Source organism: Negativicutes bacterium (genome assembly GCA_021372785.1).
In the GTDB taxonomy this organism is placed as follows: domain Bacteria; phylum Bacillota; class JAAYKD01; order JAAYKD01; family JAAYKD01; genus JAJFTT01.
In genome coordinates this window covers 1-21,032 of sequence record JAJFTT010000020.1, presented here as the reverse complement: position 1 = coordinate 21,032, position 21,032 = coordinate 1, and the positions used below count along the sequence as shown (strand labels likewise).

The window sequence follows — 21,032 nt, the reverse complement described above, 5'->3', positions numbered from 1 at the left end:
CTGTGCCAACACCCCCGTCCCCCTGGAACCATCCCCCTGGAATCTTCGGAAAATTGAAGGAGTATCGGCAAATGTTAACGAAATGATGCTGTGTAAATTGAATCGAAGGACAGAACAATTTTTTCACAGCTGAAAAGCGAGTTTCTGCTCCGACGAGATTTGGGAGGTTGTTTATGAAAACTTTGAAAATTCAATTGGAAACATTGGAATCGATGGATTATTTTTGGGCTGCATTGAAAGACCGCGAAAAGGTGGCCGATCAGTTCATTCAGGAAGTAACCGCAATGGAAGGTTATCAGCTGAGCTATGACCAGGAGTTCACAGCCGAATCGGTTCGCCGTGTGATGTCTGCTTTGACGAACCACGAACCATTCAAAGCTGCCAATAAAAAGGAAGGCCGTTTATACAGCAACCATTTATGGATGATGGATGATTTGGGAAATGAAAAAGCGATGCTGACTCCGGTCAAACAACTAAATCTTGATCATATCAAAGACGAACTGGCCGCAAAAATTGCCTTTGAGGAGGTTGTTGTACATTTTGTACCGCTGCATTTAGATACGACCCTCTGCAATAAAAATCATCTGCTGATCAATTTCTTTAAAGTCCAGCCCGGTGATGATGAAACGCCAGCCATGATCCAGGACAAACCAATGGATGAGTTCATCAAGGAAGCCTTATTGACCGCAATGGCTGAGTAGGCTTTGCTGAGAAGTTTCGTCTGTCGTCGGTGGCAGACGGAACTTTTATTTTCCCATTGCGGTTCAGTAAAAATGTGATTAATTTTCTATGGCATTGTTCTATTGGAAGGAGATTGTCGTTGCGGGATGGAAGTATTGCATATCAAATAATTAAAAATGAGAAAAGAAAATATAAGGCAGAAAGGGAGATGACGCACATGTTAATTCGCAATTGTGCCGGTGGGGTAGTTTTTCATGGTGATAAGGTGTTACTTCTGAAAAACGACAAAGAAGAATGGGTTTTCCCCAAAGGAGTCATCCGTTCCAATCAATTGGCTCATGAAGTAGCTGTCGCCCGAGTTCAGTATGAAGCAGGTGTCACATCTAAAATTATCGAGCCGGCAGGTCAAACCAGTTATGAGTTTTATTCCACCTCACGCAGACGTCCGGTTTGTAATCGGATTACCTGGTATTTAATGCTGAGCGATTCTGATAAAGCGGTACCAAACAGCGAACAAGGCTTTACCGACGGCGGCTTTTATCCATACGCTCAGGCGTTGGAGATGGTCACCTACAGTCAGGACAGATCGTTGCTTTCTTTTTCTCATAAGCGTTTAGCGGAACAAAAGGAGAGCACAATCTAGTGAGATGCTCGCGCTCACTTCGGCGGCGGCGCACCGCTTCATTGCAAGATGCTCATGCGGCGTTTTAGTTTAGATAAGGCAACTCCAGTCTGATGGCTGTGGTTGCCTTTTTTCCGTAATGAATTTCTAAAACAGGTAAAAAAACCAGTGCTGTCTTAAAGCACCGGTTTCGCTGGGGTGACTAGGTTGTATAGAGGTAATGCCCTTCGCCGATGAAGGTGTAGAGCCCATTTTGTTTGCGCCATTCACCAAAATCGAGGTAAGGGGGCTCGTATTCTTTGAAATCCATGGAGTAACCGCTGAGCGGTGTGTTAAAACTGGTGTAGAAGGGAAGCATCCTCCCCGAGACCGGCACCAAGCCGATGCTTTTAGCCAATTCTTTGGTCAGGTTGACAAAAGAAGTTATGTAGCCGCGCTCGCCGTAAAGACAATCCAAATAAAGTAAATCCTGCTTATGATCCCGTACAATCCGTAAAATCGCGCGGGCGACCAGACTGGTTTCTTCATCCTCTTCCGGATTGATCATTTCCAGAATTGCCATATTGCTGTCCAATAAATTTGCCCAGAGTTTATGGCTTAATTCGTGCGTATCGAGGCGAATGGGATTCTGACAGCTGCTCCAATGCGGTGAGCGGGTGCTCATGGTAACAATCGAGTAAGGATCCGTCGCGACGCGCATGATATTGAGCGTTTTTCCACCGCGTTGATTATATTTGGTCAGGACATTGGGATACTCGTAAAAAACCTGAAAGAGAAATTCCTCAATTTTATTGGTTTTGGGCAGCTTCTTTTCGGATTTTGCCTGTAAAGCTTCCAGCCGTTCGATTTGAAATTCACCGCGATTGAATTCAGCGACGGTGGTATTGGCAAGAAACCGACTGATTTGATGGGAAGTGATACTGCGGCTTTCCAAAGCGGCCCAATACCACCACCAGGGCAGACGGGAAAGGTTTTTGCTGCTGTTGCGGTATTTTTTGACCGGCTCTGGGTCCAGCACGAAGACAACATTGAGGATACCGCCGATTTTAGGCGAAGAAATCAGTTTGCGCTGCTCCAAAGTCCATTTGGCCCGAAATTGCTTGAAACGGTTTTCCGAAATTTTGCCTTCCATCATTTCCTGCCAGGTAACAGTCTGCAATAATTCCTTAATCCAAGGAGTTTTCTGCAACTGCGGCGAATTAAGGATACCTTCGGACCACCAGAAAGGCATCATGGGGGAAGGAATTGCATGCACGCCGCTGATCTGCTGCAGCAAGGGGTGACGCGGCATAAAATCGGGGAAACTTTTGGGACAGCAAGTCCGCTGGGCATTTTGAAAAAAAGCTTTCGCTTGCTGTAAACGCAGATCCGGCTCAATCGCTGCGAAATAATCGGTCATTTGATGTTCACCCTCTTGGTTTTTGTGTGGCAGCTTTACCGGCAGTTACAACCGGTTGTTTTGCAGCGGTAAAGCCTGGTTTCCTTATTTTCCCGGATAGGTTTCCAGGATGTCTATGACCCAGCGAACACAATTATTAAAGGCATACAGATCGATTCGTTCCAGCGAAGTATGCGGTTGATAATAACCGACACTGAGGTTGACACAGTCCACTTTAAAACGCTTGGATAAGAAATACGCGTCCGAATAAGAACCAGCAGTTTCTCTTAAGTCTCTGATATCAAGCTTCTGCCCTGAGCGAAGCACATGCTGTGCAAGTTTTTTTGTGCTAAGTGTCTGATTTTCGATTGCCGTGATAATATCGCCGCTGGATTTGCGATCCAACACCAAACCAAAACCGACATCCCGAAAGAATTCTCTGCGCGCATCCTGGATGCCTTCACCGCCGATTTCTTCCCGGGTCGACAAAATGATTTTTAACGTCAACGGTCCTTGATAGGTTTCCAGTATGGAAAGGATGATTTCAATACCAGCCCGATCGTCACCGCCCAAAACAACGGCCCGAACCGCGCCGCTGTAGCGGTCTCTTTCCAATAAATTGCGATCCAGCAGCAGGTAACCGTTTTCTACCAGATAAAAGCGTTCCTGGCTGGGAAAGAAAACAGTATCCTGATGGCAGCTGAGTAAAACGGTAGCGGCACCCGCTTCTCCTTTGCGGACGGCATAGAGATTACCGATTTCATCACGGCTGATTTCCGTGCAGTATTTTGACAACAACGGTTCCAAATAATCCGCCACCGGTTTTTCCATTTTGGGTGGGCCGTATATATCGACCAATTTGATCAGCCGCTCCAGGTTGAAAGCGGCGTAGTCAAAGGTTTTCTCTTTCTTGATATAATTCATGATAACACCTTAATCTGTTTTTTCTTTGTTCTATCATACACGATTTAGCAGGATAGAGCAAGATGAATCTATCAATTCGCTGGTTTAAAATTAGGAAGAAGCATGTTAAAGTATCTGCTTTTGGAGAGGAGAGTCGGGCATGACACACGAAGAAGCAATACAGCAGCTGCAGGATTGGAGCCTGCAGTTTACCGGCAGGCAGCAACGGCCGCCGGCGGTTTATTTTTTAACCTTTGGCTGTCAGATGAATTTTAATGATGCCGAATTGATTGCGGGGGTGATGCATCAAGTCGGTTTCTCTAAAACGGAGCTCGTGGAGCAAGCGGATCTGATTGTAATCAATACCTGCGGTGTGCGCGAGAGCGCCGAGAATCGGGTGTTTGGTCAATTGGGTCGTTTAAAGGTTTTGAAAGAGAACAATCCGGAACTCCTGATCGCCATCGGTGGCTGCATGGTTCAGCAGCCGCAAGTGGCCGAAAAGATTCAAAAAAGTTATCGGCAGGTGGATTTGGTTTTCGGCACGCATATGATTGATCAATTTGCCGAATTGCTCTGTCAGACCATGCAGCAGCGCCGGCTGGTCTGCGATATCAGAGCAGACAATTTGCTGCCTGCCGAAGGTTTGCCGCGCCTGCGCAGCCAGAATCTGATTTGCTCGGTCAGCATTACCTATGGCTGCAACAATTTTTGCAGTTATTGCATCGTACCATATGTCAGAGGCAGAGAGCGCAGCCGCGAGCCGCAGCATATCCTGGCGGAAATTGAGCAGCTGGCCGCCGCTGGCTGCAAAGAAGTGACGCTGCTGGGGCAGAATGTCAATTCTTATGGCAAGGGTTTACAGCCGGCGGTTGATTTTGCCGATCTCTTGGCGCGGGTCGATCAGATTGCAGGTCTGGAGCGGATTCGTTTTATGACATCGCATCCCCGTGATGTCAGCCTGAAACTCCTGCAAACCATTGCCGCCGCCCGGCATGTCTGCCATCAGCTGCATTTGCCGATGCAGTCCGGCAGCAGCCGCATTTTGCAGGCTATGAACCGCGGTTACGGCAAAGAACATTATTTGGATTTGGTACGGCAGATCAGAGAGACCATTCCGGATGTTGTTTTTTCTACCGATATCATTGTCGGTTTTCCCGGCGAGACGGACAAGGATTTTGCAGATACGCTGGATGTTGTGCGGCAAGTGCGCTTTGACAGCGCGTATACCTTTATTTATTCCCGGCGCAGCGGAACACCGGCCGCTGAGATGACGGAGCAAGTCCCGTATGCTGAAAAACAAAAACGCATTGTATGTCTGATGAATTTGCAGGCGGATATTTCCAAAGAGATCAATCAGCAGCAGTTGGGTAAAATTGTGACTGTCTTGGTGGAAGGTCCCAGCAAGCAGGATGCCAACATGTTTACCGGCAGAACAGCCGGCAATAAATTAGTGCATTTTGCGGCAAAGCCGGAGCAGATCGGTCAATTGCTGCCGGTGAAAATCGAGGCGGCCAGCAGCTTTCATTTAAGCGGCAGTCTGACAGGAAAAGCGGCAGAATTAAAGCGGTAAAGTATATAAAGTATAAACTGTAAAGTATATAAAGTATATAAAGTATAAAGGAAAGGATCGTCATGGCTACTGATTACACTCCCATGATCCAGCAGTATTTGCAGACAAAAGCGGAGAATCCGGATGCGGTTTTGTTTTTTCGGCTGGGTGATTTTTATGAAATGTTCTTTGATGATGCGGTTACGATGTCCAAAGAACTGGAGATTACCCTGACCGGACGCGACGGAGGCGCCGAAGAACGCATTCCCATGTGCGGAGTACCCTATCATGCCGCAGAGACGTATATCAGCAAATTGGTTGCCAAAGGCTACCGCGTTGCGATCTGCGAACAGGTCGAAGACCCCAAACTGGCCAAAGGTATTGTGAAACGGGAAATTGTCCGCATCGTTACGCCCGGCACCGTTGATTACCACAGTGTTCTAGAGGACAAGCGCAATAATTATCTCGTCTGCCTCGCCGTGGAGGAAAATCGCTTCGCGCTGGCCGTAACCGATGTAACAACCGGTTATTTTGCCTGTACAGGGTTTTCCGGTCCGGATGCAATGATGCAGCTGCGCAATGAGTTGACTCGTTTGACGCCAAGTGAAGCCATCTGGACCGGCAGCCGCGATCAGGAAGAAGTCGGCGAGCTTTGCCGCCGGCTGAATATTCTTCTGACCTCATTAACGGCGGCGGAACTGCAAGAGACAGGCTCGGATGCCGCTCTGCTGCAGCAAATTCAGAGCACCCTGCCGGCAGGTCCGGAAACGGAACTGGAAATAAAAGTTTGCCTTGCTCTCTATTGGTATGTGCATGCCACGGCAAAAATAGAACGGAAAGATCTTGGCAAATTGGAGTATTATCAGTTAAGCTGGCAGATGGTCCTCGATCAGTCCACCCGGCGCAGCCTGGAATTGATTCAAACTATGCGTGAGAATCAAACGCAGGGTTCTTTGCTTTGGGTATTGGATAAAACCCGCACCGCTTCGGGCGGCAGAATGCTGCATCAATGGGTTTTGCAGCCGCTGACCAATGTGGCGCAAATTGAAAATCGGCTGGCCGGAGTGCAGGAATTGGTGGAGAACAGCGAAATGCGTTTCCGTTTGGGCGAAGCGCTGGCTCATGTTTACGATCTGGAACGGCTGATGGGCCGGATTGCTTTTGGTTCGGCCAATGGGCGCGACTTACTGGCTTTGCAGCAATCGCTGGCCGTGCTGCCCGAAGTGCAGCAAATTTTAAGCGGAGCCGCTTCCTCCATCTTACAGACCAATCATCATCGTCTGCCCGATTTATCCGCTGTAACTCTCAGGATTGCCGCCGCAATCGTCGACGAACCGCCTATTTCCCTGCGTGAAGGCGGTATCATCCGGCCGGGTTATCATGCCGAGGCGGACCGTTACAGCACGGCAGCCCGCGAGGGTAAGAATTGGTTGGTCGATTTAGAAAAGCAAGAACGGGAGAAAACCGGTATCCGCACCCTGAAAGTGGGTTACAATCGGATTTTTGGTTATTATTTGGAAGTGACCAAGGCGCAGTTGGGTAACGTGCCGCCCACTTATATCCGCAAACAAACCCTGGCAAATTGCGAGCGCTATATTACCGAAGATCTGAAAAAGCTGGAAGAGACGATTTTGGGGGCGCAAGAAAAATTAGTCGAATTGGAATATGAGCTTTTTGTAGAGTTGCGCGACTGGATCGGAAGTTTTACGGAGGAAATCAGAAAAGCCGCTCAAGTGGTGGCGACGCTGGATTGTCTTGCTTCTTTGGCGGAGGTTGCAGTGAAATACCGCTATAACAAACCGGTGATCAATCAGAGCGGCTGTCTTCGCATCCGCGAAGGACGTCATCCGGTGGTAGAGCGTACGCTGAAAGACAGGCCGTATATTCCCAATGACTTATTCCTGGATAAAGAAACCCAGCGGGTTATGATCATCACCGGTCCCAATATGGCTGGCAAAAGCACCTATTTACGCATGAATGCTTTGATTGTGCTGATGGCGCAGATGGGCTCCTATGTTCCGGCTGCCGCCGCGGAAATTGGTATCGTCGACCGTATATTCACCCGTGTTGGTTCCGGTGATGATCTGGCCGGCGGACAATCGACTTTCATGGTGGAAATGACAGAACTGAGCCAGATTTTAGCTTCCGCTACGACCAATAGTTTGCTGGTGCTTGATGAAATCGGCCGCGGGACGAGTACCTTTGACGGGATGAGCATTGCCCGCGCGGCCTTAGAGTATATTCAGAACCCCAAGCAATTGGGAGCGAGAACCTTATTCGCTACGCATTATCATGAATTGACCGATCTGGAGCAGCTCTACAGCGGTGTAAAGAATTACTCGGTTGCGGTGAAAGGCAAAGGGGAGGACATTGTCTTCCTGCACCGCATCGTTGCGGGAGCCGTAGACAAGAGTTATGGGATTGAAGTCGCCAGACTGGCCGGCTTGCCGAAAAACATAATCAAGCGCGCCAGAGAAATTCTGAAGCAAATGGAATCGAACGATGAGGTGCGTTTAAGGCAGGAAACCGCTCAGAAGCCCACAGCGGAGATGAGCGCATTGCAGCTGCCCTTGCTGAGCGCCGAGGAACATCCGGTTTTGGCTCGCTTGCGTCGGGCTGATGTGATGTCAATGACCCCGATTGAAGCGATTAATTTAATCAACGAGTGGCAGAAGGAATTGAAAAAGTAAATTACTGTCCGGTTCAGCAATCAGTGTGCAGGAGGTGTCAGCCATGATTCGGATTCTCAGCGCGGACTTAACCAATAAAATCGCTGCCGGGGAAGTTGTCGAACGACCCGCTTCGGTGGTCAAGGAGTTATTGGAGAATGCCATTGACGCCGGTGCCAGCCAAGTCTCCATTGATATTTCCGGCGGTGGTCTGACCAGAATCAGTCTGACGGACAACGGCAGCGGTATGAATCGGTCGGATGCGGTTTTGGCTTTGGAACGGCATGCTACCAGTAAATTGCAGGAAGAAAGTGACCTCTTCGCCATCAAGACGCTGGGCTTTCGCGGTGAAGCCTTACCCAGCATCGCCTCGGTTTCGCACTTTTGCTTGCTGACCCGTCGACAGGACGACCTGGCCGGAACCAAAGTGCGGGTGAATCAGGGAGTAATCACGGCGGAAGATGCCGCCGCCCCCAAAGGTACCCAAGTCATTGTCGAAGATTTATTTTACAACACCCCCGCCCGGCTCAAGTTTATGAAAAGTGTCGCTGCCGAAGGCAGCCATATCCTGAATGTGGCACTCAGTCTGGCACTGTCCCGACCCGATGTGGCCATCGAATGCACCAGAGATGATCGCCTGGTCTTGTCCACACCCGGCAATGGTAAATTGGATGATGTGATTCGAGCCGTTTACGGGCATGATGTGATGCAACAGCTGCTGCCGCTTGTCTACAGCGAGGGGGAATATCGCATCTCAGGCTATATCGGCAAACCCACGTTCAGCCGATCCAACCGCCGCGACGAGCACTTTGTGATCAACGGGCGCTATGCGCAGGCTAGAAATATCCAGCACGCCGTGGAGGAAGCCTATCGTCAAATCATGCCGCCGCGGAAATATCCGTTTTTTGTTTTGTCCATTCAATTACCTTTGGAGCAGGTGGATGTCAATGTCCATCCGGCCAAGACGGAAGTCCGCTTTCGTGAGGAAGCTAAGCTGTATCAACTTTGTCTCTGCGGTGTGCGTTCTGCGTTGAATCCGCAGCTTTTGGGCAAAGAAGCGGAACAGACGGTCGTCTATCATCCTCCACAGCAATCAGAAGACTGGTTGGCGGCTGAAACAACGGCAACGGCCAGGCCGACAATTCGGCAGGAATCCTTGCTGTCTTCGTTCCCTATGGCGAATCAGCGTGCTGCGACGGCACCGCAAGCAAGGTTGTATGCAGCGCCGGATGAATTGACGGCTGCCAGCCGCAGCGAAGAGTCAGGACAAGTTTTGCCACCGCAAAACCCGCAATTCTCAGCGTTGGATTTGAAGCAACCCTCGATTTTCCCGCCGATGCGGGTGATCAGTCAATTAGCCGGCACCTATCTTTTGGCGCAGTCAATCGATGCTTTTTATCTGTTTGATCAGCATGCCGCGCATGAACGGATTCTGTTTGGCATGCTGAAAGCCCAAATGGAGCAAGGCCAAATCAGCAGCCAAACCATGCTGATGCCCTATACCATTGAATTGCCGGTAATGGAATTTGATCGCATCATACAGCGCCTGGCAGAATTGCGGACACTCGGCTTTCTGCTTGAGGATTTTGGCAATCAGACTCTGCTGGTGCGGGAAATGCCGCAGCTTTTGACCGGAGACGGCGCCAGAGAAGGGCTGGTTGAGATTTTTAACGAGCTGACAGCGACGGAACGTCCGCTTTCAGCCTCTGATTTAACTATGAAGACGCTGATCACAATGTCCTGCAAAGGTGCGATCAAGGCCAATCAGTGGCTGCCGCAAAACCGGATGAGTGAATTAATCGAACAGTTGGGCCGCACAGAAAATGCGGCCACTTGTCCGCATGGCCGGCCGACCTTTTATTGTTTGTCCTTAACGGATTTGGATAAGATCTTTAAACGAGTAACGCCTTGAGCGGTCTATGGAGTGAGCTGAACAGATGAAAGAAAAATTGGCGCGCGTCGCCGTCATTGTAGGACCGACCGGGGTAGGGAAAACAGCGATTTCGCTGCGCCTGGCCGAACGTTTCAATGCCGAAATCGTTTCGGCGGATTCGATGCAAATTTATCGCGGGATGAATATCGGGACAGCGAAAGCAAGCGCGGCGGAAAGAGCCCGCATTCCGCACCATTGTATCGATTTTTTGCCAATCACCGAGCGTTATTCTGTCGCTCAGTATCAAAAGGATGCGCGGGCGGCGATTACTCAAATCCAGCAAAGGGGAAAACTGCCAATTCTGGTTGGCGGCAGCGGTCTTTATGTGCGGGCTGCTTTGGAACCGTATGATTTCAGCCAAGCAAAGCTTGATTTGTCTCTGCGCAGTGCTCTACAGCGACGGGCCGCTCAAGAGGGCAACCTCAGCTTGCTGAACGAGTTGGCGCAAATCGACTCGCAAACGGCTGCCAAACTGCATGTCAATGACACAAAACGCATTATTCGTGCCCTGGAAGTTTATTACAGTAGCGGTCAGCCAATTTCTCTGGCAGAGCAGGAAACAAAAGATGCCGCACCGCTTTACCAAGTGCTTTATCTGGGTCTGACTCGGCCCAGGGAGGAGCTTTATGCCCGTATTGAACAAAGAATCGACGCAATGTTCGAGCAGGGCTTACCGGAAGAAGTCAGACAGCTGATCGGGCAGGGTTTGACAGAATCACTGCCTGCCGGACAGGCGTTAGGGTATAAAGAATTTTTCCCTTATTTCCGGGCTGAAATCAGCCTGGCTGAAGTGGCCGCTCTCTTAAAGCAAAATACGCGGCGTTATGCCAAACGGCAGCTGACTTGGTTCAGAGCGAATCCAGAGATTCACTGGTTTGATCTCAGCGCCTATGCGACGGAAGAAATTCTCCTGGCTGAATTGCAAATGCTTGTGCAGCAAACGCTTTTTGTGTTAAACTGTTGAAAAGAATAGTGGAAGGATGTCTGGAATGAATAAGACACTGAATTTACAGGATGCCTTTTTAAATGTGGTGCGTAAAGAGAATAGTATGGTTACCGTTTATTTAGTCAACGGTTTTCAACTGCGCGGACTGGTGCGCGGATTTGACAGTTACTGTGTTGTCATTGAATCGGAAGGCAGGCAGCAACTGGTCTATAAGCATGCCATCTCAACCATATCGCCTTTCCAATCGGTTCAATTTTATAATACACCGGAAAAAGAAACGGAAGGAAACGGAGATTAAGCCAATAGAAAAAGCTGTTTCAGCGGCGGTTCTGCAAACCGTCAGAGAAACAGCTTTTTGATTTGATAGGACCGCCAAAAAGGATTAAAAGTTTTTCATCACCTTTTTTAAGGCAAACGCAACAGGATACGCGATGATACCGCCGGTAACAACCTGAATGATGTTGCCCGGAATGCTGGTCAGCGGCGCGATGAGATTGCCGTACAGGAACCATTCCGCCAAATAATAACCTACGACTTTGATCAGGAGAGCGATGGTCACCGCAAAAACATAATCCTTGGGTCTCTGCTTTTTTTCCAGAATCAACCCGCTGATATACCCCATCAAACCGACGATAACGAGTGTAAAAGGCGCCCAACTGACCCAGCTCGACAGCAGATCGAACAAAGCCATACCGATGCCGCCGGCCAGGGCAGCTTTATTTTTACCCAAACAGACGGCTGCTACAAACAACGGTACATTGCCTAAATGGATCAGCCCTCCGTTGGCGGCAATGGGCAAACGAATATTGATAAACATGGTGAAGACCAGGACCAGACTAATAAAGAGAGCCGTAATGACCATATCACGAATCGTGTATTTCGGTCGCTTTTTGGATTGACTGATCATGCAGAATCTTCTCCTTTCCTTAGTTTCATTTCATTTTAACACGGCATTGAGCAGGAGAGCATAAGATGTTTCAAGAGTTTTTAAAGCTTAGCGTGAGGATACGCCTGGTCTTGCTCGGCAAGATAGACGGCTTGCTGTAAGGTATGCCGTAAATAAGCCATGCGTCCGTCCAGGTCACCGGTCTGAATAAAAAAACCGGAAGGCTTGGCATTGCATTCCAACAGCCAGATCTTGCCTTTCGTATCCAGCATAAAATCACAGGAAAACTCACTGGCTTCATACGGTTTCTCGCCGAATAATTGCGTCAGACCGCGAACGGCGGTCTGAATTTGAGCCTTCATGCTGTTCTGCTGCTCTTTCGTGAGCAGGTTCTTCAGAACTGCCGCATCAGCGGTAATTTCGCGCGCAGCGGTGATAAACGGCAGATCCGGAGTGCCGCTGCTGCGGAGCACGTGGCAAGCCTGCAGCCATTTTTTTTTACAGCGCTGCATTAAGATCCTTTGTTCAAAAACGCTATGATCGCACAAAAAAGAGGGGATCCCCGCCTGAATCAGATAATCCTGATTTTGAGTGATTTGCTCCAGCCGCAGCAGCAGATTTTCTGGTGAATTCAAGGTTTGTGTTGAAAAAATGCCGTTGTCATCATTATAATCGAGCTGCCAACCGGGCTCAAGCTGCTGCAGGCGCAGCAGACCACGGGATTCATAACCGGCAATTGGTTTGAAAAACAGGACCCGGTGCCGCTTTTGCATTTCCCAAAGTGCGGCAGCGGAATATTCCCTTGTTTCCGGCAGGAAAGGCGAAAGCGCCGTTTGCTGCAAAAAACGGTAGAAATTCAGTTTGTGATCCAGCAGGAGTGTAAAAAGAGAATTGTTCAGACTGGGAATGCCTAAACTGCTTAGCTGCTGCAACGCCTGCATCCGTTCGCTGTTTTCCTCCACGAAGATGCTGACGCCACGATAGTAAATCACGGCAGGCAGGGGAAAGCAACCGGGCTGCCACTCCTGATACGGTGTTAAGGAATAACCTTGTAGCGTTTTCCGCTCATAATCCAGGCCTTTGGCGGCAAAGACAACCGTTCTGAAACCGTAATTGGCAGAGAGACGAGCAAGCTGACGGAAATGATAATCTTCAAAGCCGAAGCCGGCTTCGCGATTGTTAAGAGAAATCTCACGGTAGAGAATGCCAAACACCGGCAACGCTGCAGCCTGACCGTCAGCACTGTCCGCTTCTGCCAGCGTCGAAGATTCAGAAGCACCAGGAGAAGAAGTCAGGACGGCGAACTTTTGCCAAGCAGATTGCAGTGCCTCCCGGCGTGAATGACAGATTTGCCACTTGCCATCCCTGAATCCCTGCAAAGGCCAAATTGTAGTATTGGAAGGGCGCAGCAATTCCATATCTTGCCGTTCTGTTTCGTGGATGACCGGCATGAGGCACCTCCTTTTCAAGTGTAGCACTCTATTCTCGCTAACCGGAAAAAAATCCTGCATTTTCAGGAGAACCATTATAAACAGTGAAGCGATCCGCTGTTTTTGCGGTAAACTCTGTCATTAAATGGTCAAATGAAGGGGATCGGGCATTCAGTCCAGAACTAACAGATTAATGCGACGCCAGAACGCATGATATGTTAAATTATAGCAATATGCCGCTGCAAATGCTTGCACAAGGTCATCTTCTTGACAAGGGAAATGAAAAAAGTTAATATGGATTGGATTCTCTCCCGGGAAAGGATGATTCGAACCGTGAAATTGAAAAGAAACCTGAGAAAAATCTCCCGAAAAGGGTTCCTGTCGCTTTGTCTCATTTTGTTATGCGCTTGTCTGACTGCCGGTGTGTTATATCAATACCAGAGCAAAGAGGTTACCCTGGTGGTGGCTGGCAAAGAAAGTAAGATTTCTACGATGAAATTCACCGTGGCAGAGCTGCTGCAGGAACAAAATATCGTGCTTCGCGAGTCGGATCGGGTTGTCCCGGCCGGTAATGAGCGGTTAAGCGACGAGATGCTGATTACAGTTTATTATAGTGTCCCCTATACGCTGACGGTTGAAGGCGTGACAAGCCGCGGCCAAAGTAGCGCTGCGACGGTGCAGGACTTATTGCTGGAGGCAGCGGTACAATGCGGCGGAATGGATCTTGTGCAGCCGGAAGCGGCCACTCCGCTCAAGGAAAATATGGAAATTCGCGTGATACGGGTCAGACAGGAGACTGTGAGCGAGCGTGTGAGATTGCCTTTTGACACGATTTCAGTTGCCAGCAACGATCTTTTTGTTGGCCAGCAAAGGATTACGACAGCCGGGCGTGATGGTATCGCCCTCTGTACTTATCTTGTGACCACGGAAGACGGCACGGAAGTGGCAAGGCAGCTGTTGAGGACAGAAGAGCAACAGACGATGTCAAATCAGATTGTGGAATACGGTACACAAACGCAGACCCAGCTCGCCAACGGTGATCTGATTTCTTTTTCGCAAGTGGCCTACATGACTACCACCGGCTATTGCTCCTGTTCTCTCTGCTGCGGTAAGGATCCCGGTGATTATGGCTATGGTATCACCGCCAGCGGCCGGGCGCAGGGATATGGGGTGGTTGGGGTGGATACCAGCAGAATTCCTTTCGGTACCCGGCTCTATGTGGAAGGATATGGTTATGCCGTTGCCGGAGATACCGGCGGAGCTATAGCCCCCAATCATCTGGATCTTGGTTTTGATTCTCATGCCGATGCTGTAGCCTGGGCGAAAAGAAATGTCGCCGTCTATTTTCTCAGTAATTAGCCGGTGAGAAGTGGAGGTTCCGATGAAAAAAACAATTACGCTGCTTCTCCTTCTGATGCTTTGCCTGACAGGATGCAATCGCCCAAACCAGCTGTCGGCTTCCGTTGACCATGTATTTGGCGATCAGATTAGCTTGTACGGTGAAGAGGATCCGGAATATCTGCATACGACAGAAAGCGCAAAAGTAAAACAAATGATTGCATATCGTCTCTTCAGCAATGGCAATCGTTTTTGGTATTATGCCGTGACGGAGGAAACAAACTCCAGCCAGCCGCTGCATGTACAGGCGGTCAATGCGACCCTGACACATCTTTGCCAGGCGCTCGGACTGCCCAGTGTTGAGGTAGCTTCGATTGCAGTCAGAGATAAAATTGCTTATTTGGATTTGCCGGATAGTTTTACCGCCGCTTTGCCTTCTTTCAGTGCTGTGAAAAGCGTGGGAGATGCGTTGGTCATGACACTGACCGAATTTAAATCGATCAATAAGGTCCAATTTCTTCTGGATGGACAAAACAGTAATTTCTTGTCCCGCAACAGCGCGCAATATGAGATCAATTTGCCGCTGAGCCGGCCGGAATGGCCAAACGAAGAAACGGTGCGGCAGGAAAGCAAAACTGTGGTCTATTGGTTGGTACCGGAAACGGACAGTCTGGTGCCGATTACGGTTCGTTTACCCAATACAGACGACAGTATCATGCAAACGCTTGTCATGCTTTTGGAAGGGCCGGCAGCGTATGCCAGTTCCTTACAGGCTTCTGTGCTCAGTAATCCCGAGGGCGCTCCGGCACGGGTGTATCTTAGAAACTTTGCTGTGAAAGACAGGACGGCAATTTTGGACTTGGATTTTGGCGATTACAATTTTGCTGCCAATCAGGCGCAGTTTGAATTGGCGATCAAGGCAATTGTGCAAACCCTGACTGAATTTCCCGCTATTGAAAAAGTTCAATTCTTATTGAATGGAGAACGGGTGGCGCTGGCCGTAGGGCAAATGAACACCGGTGATCAGTTGGAACGGCTGCTTTACTTAAATTAGCAGCGAATCGCTGACGCGGGAAAAAGACAGCGATTCGCTGCAAAATAATGAATGCTCATTGATAGAACTTTACGGATACAGTAATTTTTGATACCGAAAAATTTACACCTCAATTCTGCAATAGCACTGGACTTTAAAAGGGATAAGATGTATAATTCTGTATGGAGAAATTTGGTGAGGTGATTTTTTAATGGAAAAAGAACGTGAATTTACCGAAACGGTCGGGGAACTTGAATGGCTGCTACGGCATGTCAGTAATGTAATTCGTATCCAAGGCAGAGAGATTTTAGCCGACTTTAATATTACGCCACCGCAGCTGACCGCTTTGCAAGTCCTGCAAAAAAACGGCACAATCACCATCGGCGAACTGGGCGAGAAAATGTATCTTGCTTACAGCACGGCTACCGATTTGATTGACCGGATGGAACGGAATGAATTGGTGCAGCGTATCCGTGATGTGGATGACCGACGTGTCGTACGTTTGCAGATCCTGCCCAAAGGGGAAAAATTGGTAGATGAGGTGATATACCGCCGGAAAGAGTATTTAGCCGGGATCCTTGTTTCTGTCAGTGAAGAAGATCAGCTGCATCTTTTGAATTCTCTCAAACGTTTGGATGAAATCATGGATAAAAAAAAGAAAAAGTAGACGGAAGGCAGGCATCTCCAACAATGCGCTTTAACGGTAGAAAAGAATATGAGCTGCGTCCTGTGTTCATTAAGACCGGTTTTAATATCTACGCAGAAGGTTCCGTACAAATTCAAGTGGAAAATACCATCATTTTAGTAACTGCAACCGTGGAGGAGCATGTGCCGCCCTTTCTGAAAGGAAGCGGTAAAGGCTGGGTTACCGCCGAATATAATATGCTGCCGAGAGCCACTGCTTTGCGCAATCAACGGGAGGGAAGACGCGGTAACGGCATTGGCGGCAGGACACAGGAAATTCAACGCTTAATCGGCCGATCCTTAAGAGCGGTCTGTGATTTGGAAGCTTTGGGGGAAAGAACGATTACGCTTGACTGTGATGTACTGCAGGCGGACGGCGGAACCCGGACGGCTTCTATCACGGCTGCTTGGCTGGCACTGGTCATGGCGTGTGATAAATTGGTGCGGAAAGGAATCCTGCCTTCGATTCCTATTACGAACTACCTAGCCGCTGTCAGTGTGGGGATGCGGAATCAAGAAATTTTAATGGACTTGTGTTACGATGAAGATTCCAATGCGGATGTGGATATGAATGTTGTAATGACCGGTTCCGGTGAATTTGTGGAGATTCAGGGAACCGGGGAAGAAGCTACCTTTAACCGTATCCAAATGAATCGCATGCTGGACATGGCGGAAGTCGGAATCCAAAACTTGATTCAAAAACAAAAAGAAGTTCTGCAAAAAGAAAATATACACTTTTAGAGGGATGTATTCGTGAGAAGAGTGCTATTAGCCACCGGTAATCAGGGAAAAATCCGAGAATTTCGTGCCCTTACCCAGGATTTGCCAATTGAATTGCTGACTGCCAAAGAAATCGGCTTGAGCGCCGAAATTGCGGAAAACGGTCATACATTTGCCGAAAATGCGGTTAAAAAAGCCGCCGCGATCGCAGCCCTTACCAATGAATGGACAATCGCCGATGATTCCGGCATTGTGCTACCGTATCTGGGCGGAGAACCGGGTATTTATTCCGCGCGCTATGCCGGTGAACAGGCAACCGATGCGGAGAACAATGCGAAACTGCTGATGAAAATGCAGTCAGCCGAGGGAGAAGAGAGAGAAGCTTACTTTGTAGCGGAAATTGCTTTGGTCAGACCCGGATTTCCGCCGGAGACTTTTCACGGTGAGACCAGAGGCAGGCTGCTGCGCTCTTTGCAGGGTGATCATGGTTTTGGCTATGATCCGCTCTTCTTTGTGGAAGAATATCAATTGACTTTCGCTCAATTACCGATGACCGTAAAAAATGAAATCAGTCATCGCGGCAGAGCAATGGTCTTACTCAAACAGCGATTATTACAACTTTTTCATGCAAATGAGTTGAATTAAGTCAGGCAGAAGCGATCTTTGCAGTAAAATCCGATCATTTTTCATTTTATTCGGCATTTTCCAGGAATAAAAGCGGTTTGGTATGTCGGAGATGCCGGTATTGCCGCGAGTTTCGATCGTTCTTTGAAATGATAAGAAAAAAGTTAAAAACATATACGTGATTTGGGTTTACAAATTCTTTGCGCTATGTTATATTATTTGAGCCAAGAACTGAAGGCACGTAAAATTCTTGATGATTCACTCTCAGCAGAAGCGAAATGTATTCGGGACGTAGCGCAGTTTGGTAGCGCGTCTGGCTTGGGACCAGAAGGTCGGGGGTTCGAATCCCTTCGTCCCGACCAGTAAAGATGCGCTCTCCACTCAGAACATGCGCTTGTAGCTCAGGGGATAGAGCAACGGACTTCTAATCCGTGTGTCGTAGGTTCGATTCCTACCAGGCGCACCATTCATTTACGGCGGATATAGCTCAGTTGGTTAGAGCACCAGGTTGTGGCCTTGGGGGTCGTGGGTTCGAGTCCCGTTATCCGCCCCATTTAAACAAATTTATTTATGCGCCCGTAGCTCAGCTGGATAGAGTAACAGGCTACGAACTTGGTGGTCGGGGGTCCGAATCCCTCCGGGCGCACCAACAAACCGGATTGCTTTGTAAAGCAGTCCGGTTTGTTTTTAATCTGTTTAAAGGGACAAAAGAATTACATTTCGGTTATTGCTTGATCTGATAGTGATCTGTCTGGATTTCGTTGATAATCTCCTGATGCAGTCTGCCGAGCGCGCTCTCTTTTTCTTCGGCGGCTAAGTAAGTGAAGCTTTTCGCTAAATCTTCCACCGTTGATTCCAGAGCCAGCATAAATTGGGTGTAAGCAAATTCCCGTTTGCTGTCCGCTTCGTCAGTACCATAGACCAAGTTGATCAGCCCTTCGATCATTTGATCCATCTGCCAGAGTTTTAGGTGCAGTAATTCGTGAATGATCACTTCTTCCGTATTGCTGCGTTTGGGGTTACAGACATTGAGCATCAAAACCGCGTTGTGATTGGCATCATCGATTTTGATATCACCTGTCTTGCGCCATTCCACTTCGACCGGCAAGAAATGCAGATCCCAATCCTGCAGGCGCAAAATCCCCTGCCATTTTTGCATACAATTTTGCATTTCTTCTGGATTCATCATTGCCACCACCTCTGTCCTTTTTTAAATGCTTTCGTTCTCAGCGTGGTTGATCCCTTTTTTGAGGATATAATTCTGTGCGGTTACCAGACAAAACAAACAGCCCCGGTTCATTCATACGCGCGCTGTGCCGTTACACAATGAGGAGAACGGTATAAAGGAAGATAATGCCAATTCAACCAATGAAAAAAAGGATTTTGTGGCAATCATCCAGAATGCTCCTGGAAACCTCTTTTTTGCAGCTGCCACATGTCAGCAGTTGCTCTGCTAAGCCGCTGCTGATAGGAGCGTGCCGGTTTTGCTGTAACTTTTCTCGGCAACGGGAGGGAGTGAACGCGGCAGCGAAGGAAATGGCAGTGCAAGATACGGATCACCTGGATAAGAAGGAGATAGCAACGTGAAGAAAATAAGTGTGGTAATTCCTTGTCTGAACGAGGAAGACTCCATTCCACTGTTTTACGAAGCTTTTTTAAAAGAGACAAAAGGGATGCCTGTTGAGTTTGAATTAATCTTTATTGATGACGGCAGTAGGGATCGTTCGCTGGAAATCATGAAATCCCTCTCAGAAAAAAACGGGAATGTTCACTATATCAGTTTTTCGAGAAATTTCGGCAAAGAAGCGGTGATGCTGGCCGGAATGGAGGCGGCAACCGGTGATTATGTGGCGATTATGGATGTGGATTTGCAGGATCCACCCTCGCTTCTGAAAGAGATGCTTACCGGTATCGAGCAGGAAGGCTATGATTGTGTTGCAACAAGACGCGTCACGCGAAAAGGAGAACCAAAGCTGCGCAGTTTCTTCGCGCGCATGTTTTATAAGCTGATTAATCTGATCAGTAAAATTGAAATTGTGGATGGGGCCAGGGATTTCAGGCTGATGACGCGTCAAATGGTCAATGCCATTCTGAACCTGCAAGAAGTGGGACGATTTTCGAAAGGTATTTTCAGTTGGGTTGGTTTCAAAACAAAGTGGATCGAATATGAAAATGTCAACCGGATCGCAGGCGAAACAAAATGGTCGCTTTGGAAATTGCTTCTCTATGCAATTGACGGTATGATCTGCTTTTCAACAGCGCCGCTGGCAATTGCATCTTTTGCAGGAGTTTTATTCTGCACGGTTGCTTTTTTGATGTTGTTGTATTTCTTTCTGAAAACAATTGTTTTTGGCGACCCGGTTGCGGGTTTTCCGGCCTTGGTTTGCATTATCTTGTTCCTGGGCGGTGTTCAGCTTTTTTGTATTGGCATACTGGGGCAATATCTCAGCAAGACCTATATGGAAACAAAGAGCAGACCGATCTATATTGTGAAGGAACAAAAATAATGAATTACGATATTAAAAAGTTCATTAATAAATATAAAACTCTCATATTCTATCTGTTTTTTGGAATTATTACTACTTTTATTAATCTTATTATCTACCATATATTATATACTATTTTTACAATTCCAAATATTTTCTCAACTGCCATTGCATGGATTTTTGCGGTTATCTTTGCTTATCTGACCAATAAATTATGGGTTTTTAACAGCAAAGCAGTTGATGGGTTTACTTTGAAACATGAAATTTCCACATTTTTTGCCGCCCGCATTCTGACGGGGATCCTGGATGTTGTTATTATGTATGCGGCTGTTGATGTTCTGCGGATGAACGCCACAATATGGAAGCTAATTTCAAATATACTTGTTGTGATTTTGAATTATGCCGCAAGTAAATTGATAATTTTCCGGAAAAAATAACGATCTGAGGATGCCTTGCAAGCTGAAGAGATCAGCTTGCAAGGCAAGCCGGATTACACTGACTGGCAAATAGGGTGTCGGGTTCTATTTTTCGATTAAGACCATATTATAGCGATAATTTTGATAGGCAGTAAAGAAGATTTCACTGCTCTTGAATGAATAACCGTTATCTTTAAAAGCACGATTGTAGAAATCGAAATTCTCAGAGTCGATCAGCCAGATCCTTCCTGTATAATTATTCAGGAAGGATAAGTCTGCAACGGTTGTCATTTGCGGAGCATACGCTTGAAAAGCGGCCGCTGCGTCCCAATTCTCTGCATTGTAAAAATACTGCTTATTCTCTGTAAAATGGGTTGCTATCACGGAGCCGATGCCAATATTTGAATAGACAATGATATCATTCGGTTGAATCTCTTCTGCCAAATAGTCTATTTGTTTCAGATTGCTTTCAGCATAATTTGCTTTGATTAAAGCAATGTTGTTGTAGACGGATAAGGCAAGCATGATTGCGGCGAAGAGGATCACGATCGATTTCTTTTCTTCTTTGGCGATGATGTAACTGAGAGCAAAGATGAACAAGCCGGTAATGGTAAACAAATATCTGGCGAATAGAATCGGTGTTTTTAACGAGAGGATAAAAGCAAAAACGATTACGAGCAGATAAAGTCCGATTGCCCAGACAGTCCATTTTTTCTGCGTGCTTTTTTTCATTT

Annotated in this window: 20 protein-coding genes and 4 tRNA genes; 18 read left to right on the top strand and 6 right to left on the bottom strand. The window is 47.8% G+C overall.

The window, feature by feature from the left end; genetic code table 11:
• Positions 1-173 precede the first annotated feature (173 nt).
• Together LLG09_02675 and LLG09_02670 are read left to right on the top strand one after the other, a co-directional pair.
• Complete coding sequence (locus LLG09_02675; GenBank protein ID MCE5196019.1) at positions 174-701, top strand: hypothetical protein; 528 nt, start codon at positions 174-176, stop codon at positions 699-701.
• A 197-nt stretch (positions 702-898) separates the two neighbouring features.
• Entirely contained in the window at positions 899-1,324 is a 426-nt protein-coding gene (locus LLG09_02670) for an NUDIX hydrolase (protein MCE5196018.1), read from the top strand.
• Between the two features lie 181 nt (positions 1,325-1,505).
• Here the strand turns inward: LLG09_02670 and LLG09_02665 are convergent, their stop codons facing one another.
• Both LLG09_02665 and LLG09_02660 read right to left on the bottom strand, forming a co-directional pair.
• Positions 1,506-2,702 carry a hypothetical protein gene (locus tag LLG09_02665; protein ID MCE5196017.1) on the bottom strand — a complete coding sequence of 399 codons (1,197 nt, stop codon included), beginning with the start codon at positions 2,700-2,702 and terminating at the stop codon, positions 1,506-1,508.
• Between the two features lie 84 nt (positions 2,703-2,786).
• Positions 2,787-3,605, bottom strand: a complete 819-nt coding sequence (locus LLG09_02660) for a hypothetical protein (GenBank protein ID MCE5196016.1) — start codon at positions 3,603-3,605, stop codon at positions 2,787-2,789.
• A 139-nt stretch (positions 3,606-3,744) separates the two neighbouring features.
• Here LLG09_02660 and miaB point away from each other — a divergent pair, with 139 nt between their 5' ends.
• The 5 genes from miaB (at position 3,745) to hfq (ending at position 10,979) form a co-directional block, all read left to right on the top strand.
• Entirely contained in the window at positions 3,745-5,154 is a 1,410-nt protein-coding gene (miaB, locus tag LLG09_02655) for a tRNA (N6-isopentenyl adenosine(37)-C2)-methylthiotransferase MiaB (GenBank protein MCE5196015.1), read from the top strand.
• A 62-nt stretch (positions 5,155-5,216) separates the two neighbouring features.
• Positions 5,217-7,823: a DNA mismatch repair protein MutS gene (gene mutS / locus LLG09_02650; protein MCE5196014.1), complete on the top strand. Its 2,607-nt coding sequence runs from the start codon at positions 5,217-5,219 to the stop codon at positions 7,821-7,823.
• A gap of 43 nt (positions 7,824-7,866) precedes the next feature.
• Positions 7,867-9,714, top strand: a complete 1,848-nt coding sequence (gene mutL, locus LLG09_02645) for a DNA mismatch repair endonuclease MutL (protein MCE5196013.1) — start codon at positions 7,867-7,869, stop codon at positions 9,712-9,714.
• Between the two features lie 25 nt (positions 9,715-9,739).
• On the top strand, positions 9,740-10,699 hold the full coding sequence (gene miaA / locus LLG09_02640) for a tRNA (adenosine(37)-N6)-dimethylallyltransferase MiaA (GenBank protein ID MCE5196012.1): 960 nt from the start codon (positions 9,740-9,742) through the stop codon (positions 10,697-10,699).
• Between the two features lie 25 nt (positions 10,700-10,724).
• Positions 10,725-10,979 carry an RNA chaperone Hfq gene (gene hfq / locus LLG09_02635; GenBank protein ID MCE5196011.1) on the top strand — a complete coding sequence of 85 codons (255 nt, stop codon included), beginning with the start codon at positions 10,725-10,727 and terminating at the stop codon, positions 10,977-10,979.
• An 84-nt stretch (positions 10,980-11,063) separates the two neighbouring features.
• Here the strand turns inward: hfq and LLG09_02630 are convergent, their stop codons facing one another.
• Positions 11,064-11,588 (bottom strand): ECF transporter S component, encoded by a 525-nt coding sequence (locus LLG09_02630; GenBank protein MCE5196010.1) that lies wholly within the window; start codon positions 11,586-11,588, stop codon positions 11,064-11,066.
• Between the two features lie 80 nt (positions 11,589-11,668).
• A complete protein-coding gene (locus LLG09_02625; protein MCE5196009.1) occupies positions 11,669-13,018 on the bottom strand; it encodes a YheC/YheD family protein in 1,350 nt (449 codons plus the stop codon).
• A 312-nt stretch (positions 13,019-13,330) separates the two neighbouring features.
• On the opposite strand from LLG09_02625, the gene LLG09_02620 reads away from it, so the two are divergent.
• From LLG09_02620 to LLG09_02580, 9 genes are all read left to right on the top strand, one after another.
• Positions 13,331-14,356 (top strand): G5 domain-containing protein, encoded by a 1,026-nt coding sequence (locus LLG09_02620; protein MCE5196008.1) that lies wholly within the window; start codon positions 13,331-13,333, stop codon positions 14,354-14,356.
• A gap of 22 nt (positions 14,357-14,378) precedes the next feature.
• Positions 14,379-15,389, top strand: coding sequence for a GerMN domain-containing protein (locus LLG09_02615; protein MCE5196007.1), 1,011 nt, complete (start codon positions 14,379-14,381; stop codon positions 15,387-15,389).
• A gap of 190 nt (positions 15,390-15,579) precedes the next feature.
• A complete protein-coding gene (locus LLG09_02610; GenBank protein MCE5196006.1) occupies positions 15,580-16,035 on the top strand; it encodes a MarR family transcriptional regulator in 456 nt (151 codons plus the stop codon).
• Between the two features lie 23 nt (positions 16,036-16,058).
• On the top strand, positions 16,059-16,793 hold the full coding sequence (gene rph / locus LLG09_02605; protein ID MCE5196005.1) for a ribonuclease PH: 735 nt from the start codon (positions 16,059-16,061) through the stop codon (positions 16,791-16,793).
• Between the two features lie 12 nt (positions 16,794-16,805).
• Positions 16,806-17,417, top strand: a complete 612-nt coding sequence (gene rdgB / locus LLG09_02600) for an RdgB/HAM1 family non-canonical purine NTP pyrophosphatase (GenBank protein MCE5196004.1) — start codon at positions 16,806-16,808, stop codon at positions 17,415-17,417.
• A 264-nt stretch (positions 17,418-17,681) separates the two neighbouring features.
• A tRNA-Pro gene (locus LLG09_02595) sits at positions 17,682-17,758 on the top strand.
• Between the two features lie 28 nt (positions 17,759-17,786).
• Positions 17,787-17,862, top strand: a tRNA-Arg gene (locus LLG09_02590).
• A gap of 10 nt (positions 17,863-17,872) precedes the next feature.
• A tRNA-His gene (locus tag LLG09_02585) sits at positions 17,873-17,949 on the top strand.
• Positions 17,950-17,968: 19 nt separating this feature from the next.
• Positions 17,969-18,045, top strand: a tRNA-Arg gene (locus tag LLG09_02580).
• 75 nt (positions 18,046-18,120) lie between these two features.
• On the opposite strand, the gene LLG09_02575 is transcribed toward LLG09_02580, so the two are convergent.
• Positions 18,121-18,582 carry a hypothetical protein gene (locus tag LLG09_02575; protein ID MCE5196003.1) on the bottom strand — a complete coding sequence of 154 codons (462 nt, stop codon included), beginning with the start codon at positions 18,580-18,582 and terminating at the stop codon, positions 18,121-18,123.
• A 397-nt stretch (positions 18,583-18,979) separates the two neighbouring features.
• On the opposite strand from LLG09_02575, the gene LLG09_02570 reads away from it, so the two are divergent.
• Together LLG09_02570 and LLG09_02565 are read left to right on the top strand one after the other, a co-directional pair.
• A complete protein-coding gene (locus LLG09_02570; GenBank protein ID MCE5196002.1) occupies positions 18,980-19,903 on the top strand; it encodes a glycosyltransferase family 2 protein in 924 nt (307 codons plus the stop codon).
• Entirely contained in the window at positions 19,903-20,319 is a 417-nt protein-coding gene (locus LLG09_02565) for a GtrA family protein (protein ID MCE5196001.1), read from the top strand. The genes LLG09_02570 and LLG09_02565 overlap by 1 nt, the downstream gene beginning before the upstream one ends.
• 84 nt (positions 20,320-20,403) lie before the next feature.
• Here LLG09_02565 and LLG09_02560 read toward each other — a convergent pair.
• On the bottom strand, positions 20,404-21,032 hold a 629-nt coding region (locus LLG09_02560; GenBank protein MCE5196000.1), incomplete at its 5' end, for a hypothetical protein.

Bases quoted from the DNA above. Each gene is read 5' to 3' on its own strand.
- LLG09_02675 (MCE5196019.1), top strand. From the start codon at position 174: ATGAAAACTTTGAAAATTCAATTGGAAACATTGGAATCGATGGATTAT.
- LLG09_02670 (MCE5196018.1), top strand. From the start codon at position 899: ATGTTAATTCGCAATTGTGCCGGTGGGGTAGTTTTTCATGGTGATAAG.
- LLG09_02665 (MCE5196017.1), bottom strand. From the start codon at position 2,702: ATGACCGATTATTTCGCAGCGATTGAGCCGGATCTGCGTTTACAGCAA.
- LLG09_02660 (MCE5196016.1), bottom strand. From the start codon at position 3,605: ATGAATTATATCAAGAAAGAGAAAACCTTTGACTACGCCGCTTTCAAC.
- miaB (MCE5196015.1), top strand. From the start codon at position 3,745: ATGACACACGAAGAAGCAATACAGCAGCTGCAGGATTGGAGCCTGCAG.
- mutS (MCE5196014.1), top strand. From the start codon at position 5,217: ATGGCTACTGATTACACTCCCATGATCCAGCAGTATTTGCAGACAAAA.
- mutL (MCE5196013.1), top strand. From the start codon at position 7,867: ATGATTCGGATTCTCAGCGCGGACTTAACCAATAAAATCGCTGCCGGG.
- miaA (MCE5196012.1), top strand. From the start codon at position 9,740: ATGAAAGAAAAATTGGCGCGCGTCGCCGTCATTGTAGGACCGACCGGG.
- hfq (MCE5196011.1), top strand. From the start codon at position 10,725: ATGAATAAGACACTGAATTTACAGGATGCCTTTTTAAATGTGGTGCGT.
- LLG09_02630 (MCE5196010.1), bottom strand. From the start codon at position 11,588: ATGATCAGTCAATCCAAAAAGCGACCGAAATACACGATTCGTGATATG.
- LLG09_02625 (MCE5196009.1), bottom strand. From the start codon at position 13,018: ATGCCGGTCATCCACGAAACAGAACGGCAAGATATGGAATTGCTGCGC.
- LLG09_02615 (MCE5196007.1), top strand. From the start codon at position 14,379: ATGAAAAAAACAATTACGCTGCTTCTCCTTCTGATGCTTTGCCTGACA.
- LLG09_02610 (MCE5196006.1), top strand. From the start codon at position 15,580: ATGGAAAAAGAACGTGAATTTACCGAAACGGTCGGGGAACTTGAATGG.
- rph (MCE5196005.1), top strand. From the start codon at position 16,059: ATGCGCTTTAACGGTAGAAAAGAATATGAGCTGCGTCCTGTGTTCATT.
- LLG09_02575 (MCE5196003.1), bottom strand. From the start codon at position 18,582: ATGAATCCAGAAGAAATGCAAAATTGTATGCAAAAATGGCAGGGGATT.
- LLG09_02565 (MCE5196001.1), top strand. From the start codon at position 19,903: ATGAATTACGATATTAAAAAGTTCATTAATAAATATAAAACTCTCATA.